The organism is Bdellovibrio sp. SKB1291214 (assembly GCF_002209355.2).
Classification (GTDB): domain Bacteria; phylum Bdellovibrionota; class Bdellovibrionia; order Bdellovibrionales; family Bdellovibrionaceae; genus Bdellovibrio.
This window is the reverse complement of record NZ_CP106855.1, coordinates 3,091,516-3,107,122: the sequence shown is the minus strand read 5'-3', so window position 1 is coordinate 3,107,122 and position 15,607 is coordinate 3,091,516. Positions and strand designations below refer to the sequence as shown.

The following is a 15,607-nucleotide window of genomic DNA, read 5'->3' as shown; positions in this document are numbered from 1 at the left end:
ATACGTATGGGCGAACATAAACACGTAGATCTACATATGGGTAAATTCGAAGCTCCACAATGGATGAAAACATTGAGTTTCGTATTGATGGCGATCGGTTTGATCACATTTGCAGTGGGCTTGATGAAAAATCAAGACCGCTTGTGGACATCTTACCTTGTCTCTTTCTTTTTCTTTTCTTGCTTGGGCTTAAGCGGTCTTTTCTGGGTTGCTATTAACAACGTGGCGAAAGCCGGTTGGTCCGTTTCGATCCGCCGTTTTGCTGAAGCGACGACATCTTTTATTCCTTACATCTTGGTGTTTGGTTTGATCTTGTTGTTCGGCTTCAAAAAACTTTTCATCTGGGCTGATCCGAAAGTTATCGCTGAAAATCCAGTGATCGCTGCAAAAACGGCATACTTGAACCCGACGTTCTTCGTGATTCGTTTGTTGGTTTTCGTTGTCGGTTGCATGATCTTTAAATGGGTGATGGTCGGGAATTCTTTGAAGCAAGATCAAACGGGTGACGAAAAATTGACTCACAAAAACGTGGGTCCTGCTGTCGGTTTCATCGCGTTCTTTGCATTGTTGTTCTCGTTCTTCTCCGTAGACGTCATCATGTCGTTGCTTCCAACTTGGTACTCGACGATTTTCGGGATCTATTGCTTCTCGGGATTGTTCCAATCGGGTTTGGCATTCTTGGCAATCACGATCGTGTTCATGAGACGTTCTGGCCTTGTTAAAGGTTACGTGACGGTTGAGCATCAACACGACGTTGTGAAGTACTTGAAGGGTTTCTCGATCTTCTGGGCGTATATCGCATTCTCTCAATTCATGTTGATGTGGTACGCGAATTTACCGGAAGAAACTGAGTACTACATCATGAGATCATTGGGCGGTTGGATGCAAATCTCCGTAGCTCTATTGGTCTTCCGTTTCATCGTTCCGTTCTTGGCGTTGCTTCCTCGTGGCGCAAAAAGAAACGATGCGAACGTACTGTTGATTTCTACGATTGTTTTGATTTTCCAATACGTGGATATCTACTGGATGGTGTATCCAAACTTTAACGATGGTGCGGTTGTATTCGGTTTCTGGGAAATCGGTATCTTCGCAGGATTCGCTGGTTTGTTCCTTCTTTGCATCATGAACTTCTGGAACAAGTACAACTTGGTTCCGATCAAAGATCCACGTATGCACGAGGCTTTAAACCACCACGTTGCTTACTAAGATTACACGGAATAAGAGCGTAGCGTTAATAACGCTGGACTCTTAACAAAAGCCACCCCAAGGGTGGCTTTTGTCGTTTAGAATATGGTTAAATCTTTCATCCACCAGGGAAAGGTGAGTGAGGTCTTATGAGATTTCTAGTTTGTACGTTTTTAGCAGCATCTGTGTTTGCAGGTTGCGATTGGAAATTTGATTCTTTGGAAGCGACTAAAGAAGTCAAAGCTGTGAAGGCTGAAATGGCCTTTTTAAACAACCTTCAAGAGCCGCAAACCGCGACTGTTTATTCTTTAGATCCGGCGCAAAAAGGCGAGGGACCAACAGACTTTCATGGCTTTAAAATCTTAGGCGAAATCAAAGTTCAACCTGAAGACGTGACGGAAGCTGCTCTCGAATTTAAAGATGCCGCTGAGTCGTTCAAGGATGGCTTAGCACTTCCGGGATGTTTTAATCCTCGCTATGGTATTCGTGTTACAAAGGGCGGAAAAACCTACGACTATGCTTTAAGTTACGAGTGCAATCATTTGCGCGGATACGATGGCTCCAAAGTGTACGATTTCGATGCAGCTGGAAATCCAAGCGTTCTGAAAAATCTTTTCACCAATGCCAATATTCCTCAGTCCGTACCTCCGCTAGCCACTCCAGCACCAACGTCTAGTGTGACTGAGGTAAAATAAGTCAGATAACTTACAAGACTCTGACTTTCCTCTTAAAAGGGAACTTGTTGAAACCGATAAGTTCCCTGATGAATACCCTTCAATTTCTAGTTTTGTTTTGTATTTCCTTACATGCAGCACGCGCCACGGCGGGCCCTCTTGAGGCGTTGTCGGAACAAGCTTTTAAAGTGACCGGTAATAAGTGCGAACCTTTGGCGCAATCCCAAAGTGATGAAATCTGTGACCCCAAAGAGTCTTCTCTTCAAGAAAATGCTAAAGATGTTAAACAAATCGCACAGTTGGCCGGACAATCTGAAGAAGATCGGTATTTCTATTTGCTGGCGCAGCAGCAGGTCCGCGAGCTTCAGTGTGCCAGCGATTATGCTAAGAACCTTGTCGCTCAGAACTCCAAAGACTTTGCCAATTCAGATCTCAAGAAAAAGTTAACTCTTGCACGGGAAGTGCGTGCAAAGACTGCCGAATTAGCAAAAAAAATCGTCTCTGATCCAGGTCTCGCAACACCTGTCTGTCCCACAAGTTTTGAAACCCTTGAAGAGCAAGTAAAAGGTTTTAAAAAGAATGCTCGATATAATGCCTGCAAAGAACTGATCTCGTTGCAGAATTCCTACAAGGTTATCATGAGTGCGATTCCACTTTCAGGAGCCCCTGAGGTAAAAAGTGTCATCGAAAAATTTTCCAGTTCCACCCAGGAAATTTCTGATCAAGACATGATTAAAAATTTGAATTCGGCCTACCAGGAAACCCAAAAGGCTTTGGATGAAAACCGTTCGAACCTAACGGCTTCCATTGTGGGTCAGGGTGGCCAAGGGTTGGATCGTACAACTCGTCATGACCTGCTGGCTGACCCGGCATTAAGTGCCTCCGTTGTAAAAAGTCAGCCGAAGCTATCTGAAGTGGCGTGCTTAGCCAATGCTCGTTACGGACAAGGTGCTGACAATTTAAACAACGGTGTGATGATCGGTTCGCTGTTTTTAGGCGCCGGTGCATCAGTCGTGGGTAAAGTAGGTGCATTCACAGCTAAAGCATTTTCCACAGCTCAGTCAGCAAGAACTGTTGGTATGGTTTCTTACAATGCCATGAACATGATGAAGTACGCTGTCATGGCGACAGATTTTGCCAGTATGGCAGCGGTAACGGATCAAGCGTGTTTTAAAACTAAAGTCGCCGATCTTAAAACAAGTGGCGCATGCATTAGTGCACCCACAGCAGACCGCCAAGAACAAGACAACTGCATTATGGCAGCATCACTGACGGCTTTGGGAGTGGTCCCTCAGAAAGCGTTGTCGGCATTTAAAGGCAAAGTAAAAAAGGCCATTGCGGAAGAAAATGCCAGCCAAGCTGGTCGCATCGCGGATGCAGATCAGTTTTTAGATACCAAAGCTTCCATTAAAAGAAATAATGCAACGTCAACCACTGCCTCCTCAGAATTAAGGCCTGGAGCCACGGGCTCTTCGGTCGCATTGGAAAAGAAGCTGGCTGAAGGAAATATAGTTTCTGATAAAAGAGTGGGGCAAGGTGTCTATGGCGCGCGCTTTGTGCGTTACGAAGATGGTTCCGAGGGCGTCTGGAAACCTCGCGCGGTGATGGACGAAATCGATACTTCGAAAAGTGAAGTGGCGGCTTATAATATCGATAAGTACTTGGGATTGAACAATACTCCGGTGACTGTAATTAAGGAATACAAAGGCGAAATCGGTTCCGTTCAGTATCGTGTGAAGAACTTAAAAGACCAATCGCCTTACGAAACCTTTGCCGATGATCCAGACCAATTAGGATTCTTTGACTATTTAGTTGCGAATGGCGATCGCCATGGTTTTAACTATCTGCAAAAAGAAGACGGAAAATTGGTAGCGATCGATCACGGTCTGTCATTTGGCGGTGGTCGTGGGAAAGATCCTTTTGTGACTTTCCAAGGCAACGTCGGGCAGTTGGATAAGAATCTGCGGGCCCAAGAAAAAATGACGAAGTCCATTGAAAGTGGCGGTCGTAATGTGGCTTCAATGAAAGAGCAATTGGCAGAGCTAAAACGCAAAGAATCAGAATTGCAATCAGCCATTAAGGCTTTTACCCCGCAAAAAGAAGTCGTTGAAAAGTTAAAGGCGACATCTTTCCAGGACTGGAAAAAAGTGACGGCTGGCAATCTAACAGAGTATCAAATCCAGGATATGCAAAAACGTCAGGAAACATTGCTTCGAGCCATTGAGATGGCTGAAAAGAAAATCGGTGCCGATCGTCTTTATCCAAGCGGTGAGGCATCACCTTTGATTAAAAAAGTTCACAACCGTTATTATTCTGAATAATTGGTTTTTGCCACATCCATCAAGCCCCGTTTGAGACGGTAGCTCCGCTCTGTTGAAATAACCTGATACACTCCGATTTGTCGGAACAGGTTTTTCATGGAGGGGATTCAATGACTCTGATCAGAACGGCGGTTCTTGTTTCAGTTTTTGCATTTCAGACAGTGCACGCTTCCGATGCGGATGGCAGGCCGATTTCCAGCAACTATCAAAAACTTCAGCTCTATGAACAAATCATGAACGGAGATCTGCCGGCGCCATTGCCCTTGCCGGATGAACCAGGGGATGGTCCCGATGATCCGCCTGCACCCAAACCCCCATCCACTCCCAAACCTCCATACTGCAGTACCACGAATCCCGAGAACGTTCGTTGCATTCGAGCGGTGTGTGATCAGTTGCCGAATATGGACTGCAGCACCGATAAAAAAGTTAAAGATATCGCCTGCCAATGTGACGGTGTGAATGGCCAATGTGTGACAGCGGTTTGTAATCAGTTAGATCGTTTTGACTGTGACGAAAAGCGTGAACTGTTTTCGATCACGAAAATGTGTCGAGGAGTCAGTGATGCCAGCTGTATCGATCGCATCTGCTCGGAATTGGGCAGATTCGAATGTGACGATATGGGTGACATGCGCCGGGTGACTGAGCTGTGCCGTTAAGGTGCCAGGTCCTATTTGCGTAAGCGATGCGTCATTGGCGGATTGAGGCGGTTCGAGACCAAGAACACTTGACCCTCCTCCATGCCGGGATTAGTAATAATGTGATGCAAAATTTCCCGTTTTATTCATCACTTATCCCACTTAAAAAGAGCTCGTTCACGAGCACGCAATCATAATGTCACAAATTACAATTATTCTGCCGGATAACTCGACGAAGGTTTTTGACCATGAACCGACAGCGCTAGAAGTGGCGCAGTCTATTGGCCCTCGCTTGGCTAAAGAAACTCTTGGTGCAAAACTAAATGGTTCAACTGAAATTTCTGATCTTCGCACTGTTTTGAAAGATCAAACGAAAGTGGCTCTTGTCACCACCAAATCTCCTGAATCAGTTGAAGTGGTTCGTCACTCGGCTGCGCACATCATGGCGCAAGCGATTCAAGATATCTGGCCAGAAGTAAAAGTGACGATCGGTCCTGTGATCGATAACGGTTTCTATTATGACTTCGATTCTCCGTTTGCTTTTACTGAAGAGCATTTCGAAAAAATCGAAAAGAAAATGACTGAGATCGTTTCTAAAGATCTTCCAATTCATCGTGAGGACTGGCCAATTGCGAAAGCGATTGAAACATTCAAAGGGATGAATGAACGATTCAAAGTTGAGTTGATTGAAGACCTTGCGAAAAAAGGCGAGACGACTGTTGGTATCTATTTCAATGGTACGAACTGGTTTGACCTTTGCCGTGGTCCACACATTCAATCAACGGGTCAAATCAAAGCCTTCAAATTGTTGTCCGTAGCCGGTGCATATTGGAGAGGCGACGAGAAAAACGCCATGCTTCAACGCGTGTACGCGACAGCGTTCAACGACAAGAAAGACCTGGATCTTTACTTACACAACATCGAGGAAGCGAAGAAGCGCGATCATCGTAAGCTAGGTAAAGAGCTTGGCATGTTCTACTTCAACGAACTAGCTCCAGGATCTCCATTCTTTACTGGTAAGGGCGCAACGGTTTACAACTCTTTGCAAACCTACCTTCGCGAATTGTATTTCGAGACTGGTTACCAAGAAGTCATCACGCCGCAAATCTTCGATGTGAACTTGTTCCATACTTCGGGTCACTATCAGAACTACAAAGAAAACATGTTCTTCACGAAAGTGGACGAGCGTGATTTCGCTTCGAAACCAATGAACTGTCCTTCTCACTGTTTGCTTTATAACTCTGAGAAATATTCTTACCGTGATTTGCCAATCAAAATGGCAGACTTCGGTCGTTTGCATCGCTATGAAAAATCAGGCGCCATGCACGGTTTGACTCGTGTTCGTACGTTCTGTCAGGACGACGCGCACATCTTCTGCCGCATGGATCAGTTGCAGGAAGAGATCGCGAAATTCATGGGCTTGCTAAATCGTGTTTACGATAAGCTTGGTATGAGCAACTACAAGATCTTCCTTTCCACTCGTCCAGACAACCGCATGGGCAGTGAAGAGTACTGGGATATGGCCGAAGGTGCTTTGGCCGAAGCCTTAAAATCTTTGAATTTGCCGTTTGAATTGAACCCTGGCGATGGTGCTTTCTATGGACCAAAGTTAGATATCATGTTCGTGGATGCTTTGAATCGTCCATGGCAATTGGGAACACTTCAAGTGGACCCGAATCTTCCTACAGCGTTTGATTTGAAGTACACAGGCGAGGATAACAAGGAACATCGCCCGGTGATGCTACATCGTGCGATCTTGGGCTCTTTAGAGCGTTTTATCGGCGTTTATTTAGAGCACACGGCAGGCCATTTGCCACCGTGGATGATGCCGGTCCAGGTTTCAATCTTGAATGTTACGGACCGTGTGAACACGTTCTGTGAGGAACTGATGAAGTCCCTCAAAGATCAAAAAGTTCGCGTGGAATTTGACCGCCGTAACGAAAAGTTGAATTATAAAATCCGTGAGGCTCAGCTTCAAAAAATTCCATACATGATTATCGTAGGGGATAAAGAGGCAGAATCCAGAACGGTTTCATTGCGTTTGAGAGACGGGTCTGAACATAAAGGGATGACTGTGGATCAGGTAATGAATTTGATTACGACAGATATTAACACAAGAAGTTTGCAGAGCTCTCTTGCGAAGTCTGCAACTGTAAACTAGTCGTCGCACTTAGGTGACGCTAGTATTTAACTAAACCCCGGAGGTTTACCATTAGCAAGTTTTCAGGAAATTTTGGAGGCGGTGGCGGTCGCTTTGATCGCAACAAGAAAGACTCTAAAGACTCTTTGAGAGTGAATCGCGAAATTCGCGCCCAACAAATTCGTGTTATCGACGACGAAGGTAACATGTTGGGTGTTATGACTGTACCTGAGGCGATTCGCATTGCTGAAGATCGTGGATTGGATCTTCTGGAGATTGCTCCAACAGCAACTCCTCCTACTTGTAAAATCATGGATTACGGCAAGTGGAAGTACGAGAAAAAGAAACAAGCAACAGCTGCTCGTAAAAAGCAAACTGTTGTGACGATCAAAGAGGTGCAATTGCGCCCTCGTACAGATCAACATGACTTCGAAACTAAGATGAATCACGCTCGTCGCTTCCTTTTGGATGGCGATAAAGTGAAAGTTTCATTGCGCTTTATGGGTCGTGAATTGGCCCATCAAGAGGTGGGTTTGGACGTTATGAAGAAAGCGATCGCTTTCGTTGACGACCTTGCATTGGTTGAATCTCAACCTAAAATGGAAGGTAAGCAAATGTTCTTGATGCTTGCTCCAGATCCTTTGAAAATCAAAGAATACCAAAAAGCACATCCGAACAAGTCTAAACAAGACACGAAAGAGCTCGACGAACTTAAAAACGAAGAGCACGGAGATGACGAGGACTAGATCTTCGTTTCAAAAGGCAGCCATAAGGCTGCCTTTTTTGTTTGCAAGGAGTGAAGGTTAAATGGCTCCAGTTCATTCAGTTCATTCATTTAAAAATTTTTGGGACGTCTTTGTTTTATTTACTGTTCCCGTCGGTGGAGGAATTCCCGCAGGTGTGATTTTGGCTAACAGTCGCGGAATGGGTTGGCTGGCGATGAGTGCCTTATATTTCTGTTCAGATGTTTTGCTGGCGTTTGTATTTGAGCCGATGATGATGGTCGTTTTATGGCTTGCAAGGCATATTCCTATTCTGGCGAACACCTTGAAAATTTCGCGCGAGATCACGGCCAAAACAATTGCTCGATATGGGACCAAGCCGGGGCCTGTCGTTTTAATCATGATCGCATTCGGTGTGGATCCAATGACGGGAAGGGCCGCTGCTCTTTCCCAAGGTCACAGTTTTTTAACGGGTTGGGCAATCGCCATTGCAGGCGATATGCTTTTTTTCTGGGTGGTGATGGCGTCGACGTTATTCTTGAATAATATCTTAGGAGATGGAACTTGGGCCGCGGTAGTCATCATGGTTTTGATGATTTCGATACCGGCTCTTTACAGAAAATGGAAAGACCGAGGCATCGTGATCGATATTGAAAAGCAGCCCTAAAGGCTCCTTTTTTCGTTTTAGTGCGGCTGTGGGATTTTATCTCGCACGTAAAATTTGAGAGGCGGCGCGCTGACCTGACATCAGGGCGCCCTGGATGGTTCCCATGTTGGCTCCGGTGGTGGTGCCTTCTCCGGCAAGGATGATTTTTCCTTGGTGAACTTTGCGAAGATCCTCGTTTTCATGATCATGTTGAATCCCCATATAGGAGTAAGCGCCCCTTGTATAAGGGTCTTTGTTCCAATCGTGAAAATGATGTCTTACATAGTTCTTTTTGATAAACGCCAGAGATCTTCCAGTCAGGATGCTTAAAGTTTTAAAGGCGGCTTGATTTTTTTCCTGGGTCGTCATCGATGAAAGTTCAAGCGCTTTGGGGCCGCCTTGCCAGGCAGTTAAAAAGTTAGAACGATGGGGAGCTTGCGTCCACCAGGTAGGGAAGTACATGTCTGGTCCCGCATGTAAAAAAGAGACAGGGCGCTTGGAAAGGTTTTCCCAAAATCGATGAGTAAATTCAAAGGAGATGCGTAAAACATTTCCCATATGAATGGACTCCAGGGCCTGCGATATTTTTGGAATTTCTGGGTGGAAGTAATTCTTTGATTTCAAAACTCCGATGGGCAGAGTGACTACGACGAAATCGGCAGTGTATGGGATTCTTTTTCCTTTGCAAAAGATGCGGACCAACTTTTGTTCCCATTCAATAGAGGTCACCTCGTGCTGCAAGCGAATGTCTGATTTTTTTAATACAGATGATTTAAAAAGTTCATCGACAAAATGGGAATACCCCTTGCCTGGGCGGAACTGACTTTGGCCATTAATTTCTGGTTCCTCGGAACCTTCGGCCTCTGCCAAACCTTTTTCTCCGGCGAGCTTTAGGTCAGCCGCATCGAATCCTTCGATAAAAGATTTATAAATTCCAATATCTTGTTTTGGAATACTGCGCTGATGCGTTTTTAAAAAATCATTCAAAGATCGGTCTTTGGGTCTGTCACTTTTAAGTCGGCTGCTAATTCTTTCGATTTTTTCCCAAAAATCCCGGGACTCGTGCAATTTGCCCCGTTGAAAATAAAGATGATTGTCACAAAGATCTGTAAAAGGAATTTGTCGTTCGGAAATAAAGTTCATCATCGGCTTTTCTGCTCCATGAATAAACTCTGGACCCAACTCGATGGCAGGAAATGTTCCAGGAACACTGAAGGCGCGCCCTCCGATCCGATTCCGGGCTTCAATCAAAGTGCAGTGAACACCTGCCTTTGTTAGTATTTTTGCACAATTTAAACCCGCAACACCAGCGCCAATGATAATGACTTTTTTCACTTGGAGCCCCCCAAAAAACAGAGTGCCGCGCTTGCCTCTTTCCATGGAGAGGGAAGTGGCAGGAATGTGAAAAGACACTACCACAGGCTATCTTGGGGCTTTTGTCCTTTTAAAACTTGACCAATATTTTCCAGTGCCCGGTAACCCATAGCATCGCGGGTTTCCTGAGTCGCGCTGCCCATGTGAGGAGTCAGGAAAACATTATGAAAGTCTTTAAGCTTTAAATTGTAATCAGGCTCCTTGTCGAAAACATCTAAGCCTGCTGCAAATAATTTTCCAGATTGCAGCGCACGTATTAAGGCCTCTTCGTCGACCAGGCTGCCGCGAGCCACGTTGATTAATACCGAGCGATTTGGCATCAAAGCGAAAGTCTCATCGTTGATGATGTGTTTGGTTTCTGCCGTGCCGGGAGCATTGAGTGATAGGATTTCGCAAAAAGGAAGCATCTGGTGAAAATCAGAATAGTAAGTTGCTCCTTTTTCCAGGTCGGGCGGCAGTCTTTTTCGATTACAATACACAATCTTCATCCCAAAGCCGCGGGCGCGATCGGCAACGGCTTGTCCAATGCGGCCCATGCCGTAAATACCCAGTGTTTTTCCACTGACTTTTATTCCCAGCATCTCAGATTGGCTATAGGTTTTTCTCCAACCGGATTCCATGATTTCCAAATACTCGCGGCCTCTGCGACAGGCGTTGAGCAATAACAGCATGGCAATATCTGCTGTGCATTCTGTTAAAACATCAGGCGTATTGGTAAGGTAAATTCCACGCTCTTTCGCAGCATGGATATCCAGATGATCAAAACCCACACTGCTGGTCGCGATGATTTTCACAGAATCGGGAAGTTGCGCAATCACATCCTTCGTAATTTTTTGTTTTGGAACAACCACGATGCCTTGAGATTTATTGTCGTGACTGAGCTGGATGATTTCATCAGTCGTTAATTCGCGATCAGCAACAACGGCTTCGAATTTTTGATTGGCTAGAATTACTACGTTTTGCGGAGCCAGATACGGCAGAAGGATGGAGTGTTTCATATTCGACAGTCTGTTCCTTTGTGTTTTGAGTCGCAAGAAATTTTAGGCTTTTCTCAAATGACAAATTATGCGATGGTTGATTTATCTAAGCATTAAAATCTTTGGTGCTTGCTCGGGATATGAAAGTCTCCCTCCTTTACAAACGACTTGCAGAAAAAATTGAAGAGTGAAGTTTAAGAAACTTCGAAGGGAAAAGTTGTGACAACGACAACAGCTTGGATCGTTTTGGTTATTGCAGGTGTCTTGGAGTTTATTTGGGCATCGGGCCTTAAGTATTCTGAAGGTTTTACGAAATTAGTGCCGTCCATTTTCACATTGGTGACGATGGGTATTAGTTTCTATCTTTTGTCACTTGCGATGCGGGTGCTACCGGTAGGGGTGTCTTACACCGTCTGGACTGGTATTGGCGCCGTTGGCGCGGTGGTGATGGGTACTTTGATCTTCAAAGAACCTCTTTCGCTTTTAAAGCTGGCGTTTTTAGGGATGATCATTGTCGGCATCATTGGCCTTAAGTTCGTAGAATAGGTTTTTTTCGGAAATTCTATGGAATTTGGCTGAAGGCCAGGTCATCCTTAAGGTATGCAGTTAAATTCCATTCTGATTTTCTCGTTGGCTTTGCTGCCACTGACACCTATGGCTCAGGCGACACCCCAAGTGTCCCGTAGTTTGGCCAGTGCGGGACTCAATATCACGCCCTGTATTACGGCTTCACAGATGGTCGTTCACGGTCATCGTGGAATGAATGGATATCCGGATAACACCATTGCCTCCTTTAAAGCTGCCTATGATGTCGGGGTGGATTGGGCAGAGTTGGATTTGCAAGTAACCAGCGATAATCACATCGTGGTTGCTCATGACGCCATTCCGAATGTGAATGTGGAACGTTGTGGAGTGAAGGGGAAGTCTTTGTTAAAGGCGGCTCTTTTCGACATGACTTATGAACAAGAAAAAGAAGTTCGTTGCGGCATTAAGAAATTTGACGAATCTAAGCTAGAGCCCATTCCGGAGCTGAAAGAAGTTTTTGCTGTTTTTAAAGACCGTAAAGCTAAATCCGGAAAGCCTGTGGGTCTTAATATCGAAGTTAAGTACTTTTTAGATCAACAACAGTTCTATCCACCTCAAGCGGAATATATCGAAATGATCATTAAAGTGATTCGTGAAGGTGGCTGGTCGAATGATCGCTTTTTCGTTCAAAGCTTTAACCAAGAGTTCCTAAAAAAGTTCAAAGAAAAAGCCCCCGACATTCAAGTTGTCCCCTTAATCGGAGACGCGAGAGCTGCTGAAAAAGCAGCAAAAGATACGGGAGCCACCACTGTCACGCCCGGTTTCTGGCAAGTGACGCCAGAACTGATTTTGAATCTTCATAAAAAAGGAATCAAAGCCATCGTCTGGACGCCAAATCAGGAAAGTGAGATTCGAAAGGTCATCGAATCAGGGGCTGATGGAATTATCACGGACTATCCAGAGCTTTTCTTTAAAATACGCGAAGAGCTCTGCAATCCTTAAAACTCTATTTACGCCAGTAAGTCGTTAGCCACTTCCAAACTTCAGGACGACGATCCCCGATGTCGAAGTGGTTTCCATCGAATTCGACATAATCATGGGACACATTATTTTCCTTAAGCAGGTGCGAAATTTGACGAGCCCCATACTGCAGATGGAAATTGTCTTTCGTTCCGACGTCTAAATAAATCCCTTCAAGTTTTCGAAGGGAGTTCAAGCGTTTTGGTAAAAAATGGACAGGATCTTTTTCCAGCCACTGCTGCCAGATCTCAACGATTTTATTTCCGGTGCGAGGATCCAAAGGAAAATGAAAATCACCCGCTGATCCTTTTGGAGAGTAGCACGCAGACATTCCAAATGCGTTGAGCAGTGAATGCCAGTTACGAAACTTGGTAAGCTTTCCGCTACGAAGTTCTTCTAAAACTCTCAAACCTGATTGCCCGTATTTTTCCCAGACAGGAAGTGCCTGGTAAAGATCATTGATGATACTGGCATCGAAAAATGAATCCGGAGCGATAGCCGCACACAAACCAAAGGTTTCTGGAAACTGAGTTGCTAACTGTAAGGCTCCGTATCCGCCGCTGGAGCCTCCCATCACACACCAGTCTTTGGGATTTTTTGAAATCGGGTAGTGCGACAAAGCGGTGACGATCTCGGTCATGATATAGTCTTGATAGTTTCCAATCGCTGCAGAATTTAAAAACTGCGATCCACCCCAGGTGCTTAAGGCATCCACGAACACATACAAGGCTTCAGGAGCTTCGCCACTTTCAAAAAGTTTATCGATGACTTGAATTGTATTTTGCTCATTGAATTTTGGATTGAAATAAAAAGGAGCATTCCCACTGAATCCACCCAACACCATAACCACGGGCCAAGGACCTTCTGTTTTTGGAAGCAACAGGGGGTTGAAGCGAACCGATGAATCTTTAAGAGGATTGTCTTTCAAGCATTGACTGTTGATCTGCAATGTCTCGATGCGGAAGTTTTGAATCTCATAGGCGCGATAGTTAGTCAGTGTTTCGAAATGTTTCATATTGAGAATGTTAGCAAGACTTCATGGGCGCGTCCCGAGCAAATGCAGAGCTCCAAAATCTCATTCACAGAATGGAACGTAACCATGTGGGACTTAAGTGTTAAATCTTCATCAAGGGTCTTACGAAAAGGTCTAAAAAGGCCGAAAATATAAAGACTTGGAGCCTATATGAAACTTCAGATTTGGGGCCCGTTCCTAGCGGCCTGTTCAACATTGTTTGTGATCTCCACCCACGCAGCCTTAGGCGATCAATTGGTCACCTCATCTTCTGCAAACTCAACTTCCAACTCCCGTCAAGCAACTTCAGTCACAGCATCAGGCTCTACCTATTCTGTTTCTGAGAGCACCATCGATGGCGTGGCCATTCGCCAGTTTGTGAACTCGCAGGGCAGAGTTTTTGGTATTTCCTGGAAGGGAGTGGACCTTCCGCCGCTAGATACGTTACTAGGCATTTATCTGCCTGAATATAAATCTGCTGTGAAAGCACGTGGCCGTCAATTCGGTCGCAGAACTTTGAAAATTTCCACGGACAATATTGTCGTTGAAGGCTCAAGTCGTCAAACGGATCAAAGGGGCCGTGCCTACATTCCGGCAAGCCTGCCGCTAGGTTTTGATCTAAAGGAAATAAACTTCAATGAATAGCATCAAATCGATTTTAATTCTTTTAGGTATTTTAATTGTTGGTGTGAATCAAGTGGGCTGTAACGGCAGCACTGTGGGTTCTAAAACTCTCGCTGCTTCTGTTTATTACCCGACAGCTTTATCGGGTGATAACGTCATTCCCATGTCAGTCGGAGCCTGCGGAGTCGATGGTTATGCAAACGAACCTTGCATTAGCGTGACGATTTGTACCCCCGGGACGTCGAACTGTCAGACCATCGACAATATTCTGGTTGATACCGGTAGCTATGGTTTGAAAATTTTTAAATCCCTCATTTCAGTGCCATTGACCCAAGTTGATATGGGTAATGGATATGGACTTGCTAGCTGCACTGGATATCTGGATGGATCTGGTCACTGGGGGCAAGTTGTAAAGGCCGATGTTAAACTTGGTAATCTGAGCACGGCTACGAATAATCCATCTGGTATTTCTATTGTGACTTTGGATTCAAAATATTCAAACGCAAGCGGATGCAGCTCTAGTCCTGATAAGGATCCGTCTGAGGCAGGTTTCAATGGTATCATTGGTGTAGGTTCATTTGTTGAGGACTGCAGTGTCGGCTATGCCGGTGCCAACGGCTGTACTTTAACGGCGACCCGTAAATATTGGAAATGTACAGCTGTTAGTTGCAGTATGACGACTGTTGCTGCTGCAGACCAGATCGCAAATCCCGTAGCAAAAATGCCAACGGGTTATGACAACGGTTTGGTGCTGAAACTTCCATCGGTCAGTTCGACAGGTGCGGGGGCAGCTTATGGTTATATGATTTTAGGAATCGGCACTGACGCATACAATTCTCCGACAGGAGTTACAGTATTCCCCGTCGAAAACGATGCTACGTTTGTAACTCGCTTTAATAACAGAGACTATGAGTACGCATTCATCGACAGTGGAACAAACTTTAATGGTTTCCCACGTGTTGGCGGCAACCCAGCGCTTTGTTCCGGAAGTACAGATTTTTTCTGCCCGGCTACGGAAACAACAATAACTGCGACGATGAAGTCAGGCTCCGTAACTCAAGCGGTGTCATTTAAAGTCGGTAACATGATTACTTTGGCTTCGGCGACCCCATATAGCATGGTTTATAGCAATATCGCTTTCAATACGGCGGACATGGGTGAAACCGGTAGCCCTTCAGACGCGGACGTCCCCTTTGACTGGGGATTGCCTTTCTTCTTGGGGCGCTCGGTTTATGTGGGCATCAAAGGAACTTCGGCTACGATCAACGGCCAAACCGTCTCGGGACCCCATTGGGCGTTCTAAGTTATTGATTTTAAATAGGATTTGAAAGGACGCTCGGGCGTCCTTTTTTCATTTTGAAGGGCCCTTAAAATGCTTGCTTTTCGTCAGTATTCGACCTAAAACCATGAGTCCGTATTTATGACTGACTAGGGCACTACTAAGAGTCTTCCCCATCGGGAGGAACGCCTTATCGGAGACAAGGGAATACCTATGAAAATGCGTACTCACTCAGGCGCTAAAAAACGCATGAAAGTTACAGCGAGCGGCAAAGTTAAGAAAAAAAGCACTCGCATGCGTCACTTGAACTCTCACATGAGCTCAAAAACAAAAAGACAACTTGGTAAAACATCTTACGTAGAAGACGCGAACATGCTTCAAGCACGTCGCTGCCTAGTATTCTAATTTCGTTTTTAGTTTAATTTAAATTTTTCTCTCTTAAGCCGTAACAAATTGGCAGTAGAGATACTTCT

General features: G+C 45.1%; 15 protein-coding genes. 12 read left to right on the top strand and 3 right to left on the bottom strand.

Annotated features, from left to right (window positions below; translation table 11 throughout):
• Nucleotides 1-6: 6 nt before the first annotated feature.
• From B9G69_RS15355 to B9G69_RS15325, 7 genes are all read left to right on the top strand, one after another.
• On the top strand, nucleotides 7-1,206 hold the full coding sequence (locus tag B9G69_RS15355; RefSeq protein ID WP_088614364.1) for a molybdopterin oxidoreductase: 1,200 nt from the start codon (nucleotides 7-9) through the stop codon (nucleotides 1,204-1,206).
• Between the two features lie 128 nt (nucleotides 1,207-1,334).
• Nucleotides 1,335-1,880, top strand: a complete 546-nt coding sequence (locus B9G69_RS15350; RefSeq protein ID WP_088614365.1) for a hypothetical protein — start codon at nucleotides 1,335-1,337, stop codon at nucleotides 1,878-1,880.
• Between the two features lie 68 nt (nucleotides 1,881-1,948).
• Entirely contained in the window at nucleotides 1,949-4,180 is a 2,232-nt protein-coding gene (locus tag B9G69_RS15345) for a hypothetical protein (RefSeq protein WP_088614366.1), read from the top strand.
• Nucleotides 4,181-4,290: 110 nt separating this feature from the next.
• Nucleotides 4,291-4,836 carry a hypothetical protein gene (locus tag B9G69_RS15340; protein ID WP_088614367.1) on the top strand — a complete coding sequence of 182 codons (546 nt, stop codon included), beginning with the start codon at nucleotides 4,291-4,293 and terminating at the stop codon, nucleotides 4,834-4,836.
• 175 nt (nucleotides 4,837-5,011) lie between these two features.
• Nucleotides 5,012-6,976: a threonine--tRNA ligase gene (thrS, locus tag B9G69_RS15335; RefSeq protein WP_088614368.1), complete on the top strand. Its 1,965-nt coding sequence runs from the start codon at nucleotides 5,012-5,014 to the stop codon at nucleotides 6,974-6,976.
• A gap of 131 nt (nucleotides 6,977-7,107) precedes the next feature.
• Nucleotides 7,108-7,701 (top strand): translation initiation factor IF-3, encoded by a 594-nt coding sequence (gene infC / locus B9G69_RS15330; protein WP_254916746.1) that lies wholly within the window; start codon nucleotides 7,108-7,110, stop codon nucleotides 7,699-7,701.
• A 61-nt stretch (nucleotides 7,702-7,762) separates the two neighbouring features.
• Complete coding sequence (locus tag B9G69_RS15325) at nucleotides 7,763-8,344, top strand: hypothetical protein (RefSeq protein ID WP_088614370.1); 582 nt, start codon at nucleotides 7,763-7,765, stop codon at nucleotides 8,342-8,344.
• A 36-nt stretch (nucleotides 8,345-8,380) separates the two neighbouring features.
• Here the strand turns inward: B9G69_RS15325 and B9G69_RS15320 are convergent, their stop codons facing one another.
• Both B9G69_RS15320 and B9G69_RS15315 read right to left on the bottom strand, forming a co-directional pair.
• Nucleotides 8,381-9,658: a flavin monoamine oxidase family protein gene (locus B9G69_RS15320; protein ID WP_176400895.1), complete on the bottom strand. Its 1,278-nt coding sequence runs from the start codon at nucleotides 9,656-9,658 to the stop codon at nucleotides 8,381-8,383.
• A gap of 77 nt (nucleotides 9,659-9,735) precedes the next feature.
• Nucleotides 9,736-10,695, bottom strand: coding sequence for a 2-hydroxyacid dehydrogenase (locus B9G69_RS15315; protein ID WP_088614372.1), 960 nt, complete (start codon nucleotides 10,693-10,695; stop codon nucleotides 9,736-9,738).
• A 198-nt stretch (nucleotides 10,696-10,893) separates the two neighbouring features.
• Here B9G69_RS15315 and B9G69_RS15310 point away from each other — a divergent pair, with 198 nt between their 5' ends.
• Both B9G69_RS15310 and B9G69_RS15305 read left to right on the top strand, forming a co-directional pair.
• Entirely contained in the window at nucleotides 10,894-11,220 is a 327-nt protein-coding gene (locus tag B9G69_RS15310; protein ID WP_088614373.1) for a DMT family transporter, read from the top strand.
• A gap of 54 nt (nucleotides 11,221-11,274) precedes the next feature.
• On the top strand, nucleotides 11,275-12,201 hold the full coding sequence (locus B9G69_RS15305) for a glycerophosphodiester phosphodiesterase family protein (RefSeq protein ID WP_088614374.1): 927 nt from the start codon (nucleotides 11,275-11,277) through the stop codon (nucleotides 12,199-12,201).
• Nucleotides 12,202-12,205: 4 nt separating this feature from the next.
• Here B9G69_RS15305 and B9G69_RS15300 read toward each other — a convergent pair whose 3' ends face one another.
• Nucleotides 12,206-13,234, bottom strand: a complete 1,029-nt coding sequence (locus B9G69_RS15300) for an alpha/beta hydrolase (RefSeq protein WP_088614375.1) — start codon at nucleotides 13,232-13,234, stop codon at nucleotides 12,206-12,208.
• A 168-nt stretch (nucleotides 13,235-13,402) separates the two neighbouring features.
• Between B9G69_RS15300 and B9G69_RS15295 the strand changes: the two genes are divergently transcribed.
• The 3 genes from B9G69_RS15295 (at nucleotide 13,403) to rpmI (ending at nucleotide 15,539) form a co-directional block, all read left to right on the top strand.
• Nucleotides 13,403-13,876: a DUF2844 domain-containing protein gene (locus tag B9G69_RS15295; protein ID WP_088614376.1), complete on the top strand. Its 474-nt coding sequence runs from the start codon at nucleotides 13,403-13,405 to the stop codon at nucleotides 13,874-13,876.
• Entirely contained in the window at nucleotides 13,869-15,158 is a 1,290-nt protein-coding gene (locus tag B9G69_RS15290; protein WP_088614377.1) for a DUF3443 family protein, read from the top strand. The genes B9G69_RS15295 and B9G69_RS15290 overlap by 8 nt, the downstream gene beginning before the upstream one ends.
• 189 nt (nucleotides 15,159-15,347) lie before the next feature.
• Nucleotides 15,348-15,539 carry a 50S ribosomal protein L35 gene (gene rpmI / locus B9G69_RS15285; RefSeq protein ID WP_088614378.1) on the top strand — a complete coding sequence of 64 codons (192 nt, stop codon included), beginning with the start codon at nucleotides 15,348-15,350 and terminating at the stop codon, nucleotides 15,537-15,539.
• Nucleotides 15,540-15,607: the final 68 nt, after the last annotated feature.

Bases quoted from the DNA above. Each gene is read 5' to 3' on its own strand.
- B9G69_RS15355 (WP_088614364.1), top strand. From the start codon at position 7: ATGGGCGAACATAAACACGTAGATCTACATATGGGTAAATTCGAAGCT.
- B9G69_RS15350 (WP_088614365.1), top strand. From the start codon at position 1,335: ATGAGATTTCTAGTTTGTACGTTTTTAGCAGCATCTGTGTTTGCAGGT.
- B9G69_RS15345 (WP_088614366.1), top strand. From the start codon at position 1,949: ATGAATACCCTTCAATTTCTAGTTTTGTTTTGTATTTCCTTACATGCA.
- B9G69_RS15340 (WP_088614367.1), top strand. From the start codon at position 4,291: ATGACTCTGATCAGAACGGCGGTTCTTGTTTCAGTTTTTGCATTTCAG.
- thrS (WP_088614368.1), top strand. From the start codon at position 5,012: ATGTCACAAATTACAATTATTCTGCCGGATAACTCGACGAAGGTTTTT.
- B9G69_RS15325 (WP_088614370.1), top strand. From the start codon at position 7,763: ATGGCTCCAGTTCATTCAGTTCATTCATTTAAAAATTTTTGGGACGTC.
- B9G69_RS15315 (WP_088614372.1), bottom strand. From the start codon at position 10,695: ATGAAACACTCCATCCTTCTGCCGTATCTGGCTCCGCAAAACGTAGTA.
- B9G69_RS15305 (WP_088614374.1), top strand. From the start codon at position 11,275: ATGCAGTTAAATTCCATTCTGATTTTCTCGTTGGCTTTGCTGCCACTG.
- B9G69_RS15300 (WP_088614375.1), bottom strand. From the start codon at position 13,234: ATGAAACATTTCGAAACACTGACTAACTATCGCGCCTATGAGATTCAA.
- B9G69_RS15295 (WP_088614376.1), top strand. From the start codon at position 13,403: ATGAAACTTCAGATTTGGGGCCCGTTCCTAGCGGCCTGTTCAACATTG.
- B9G69_RS15290 (WP_088614377.1), top strand. From the start codon at position 13,869: ATGAATAGCATCAAATCGATTTTAATTCTTTTAGGTATTTTAATTGTT.
- rpmI (WP_088614378.1), top strand. From the start codon at position 15,348: ATGAAAATGCGTACTCACTCAGGCGCTAAAAAACGCATGAAAGTTACA.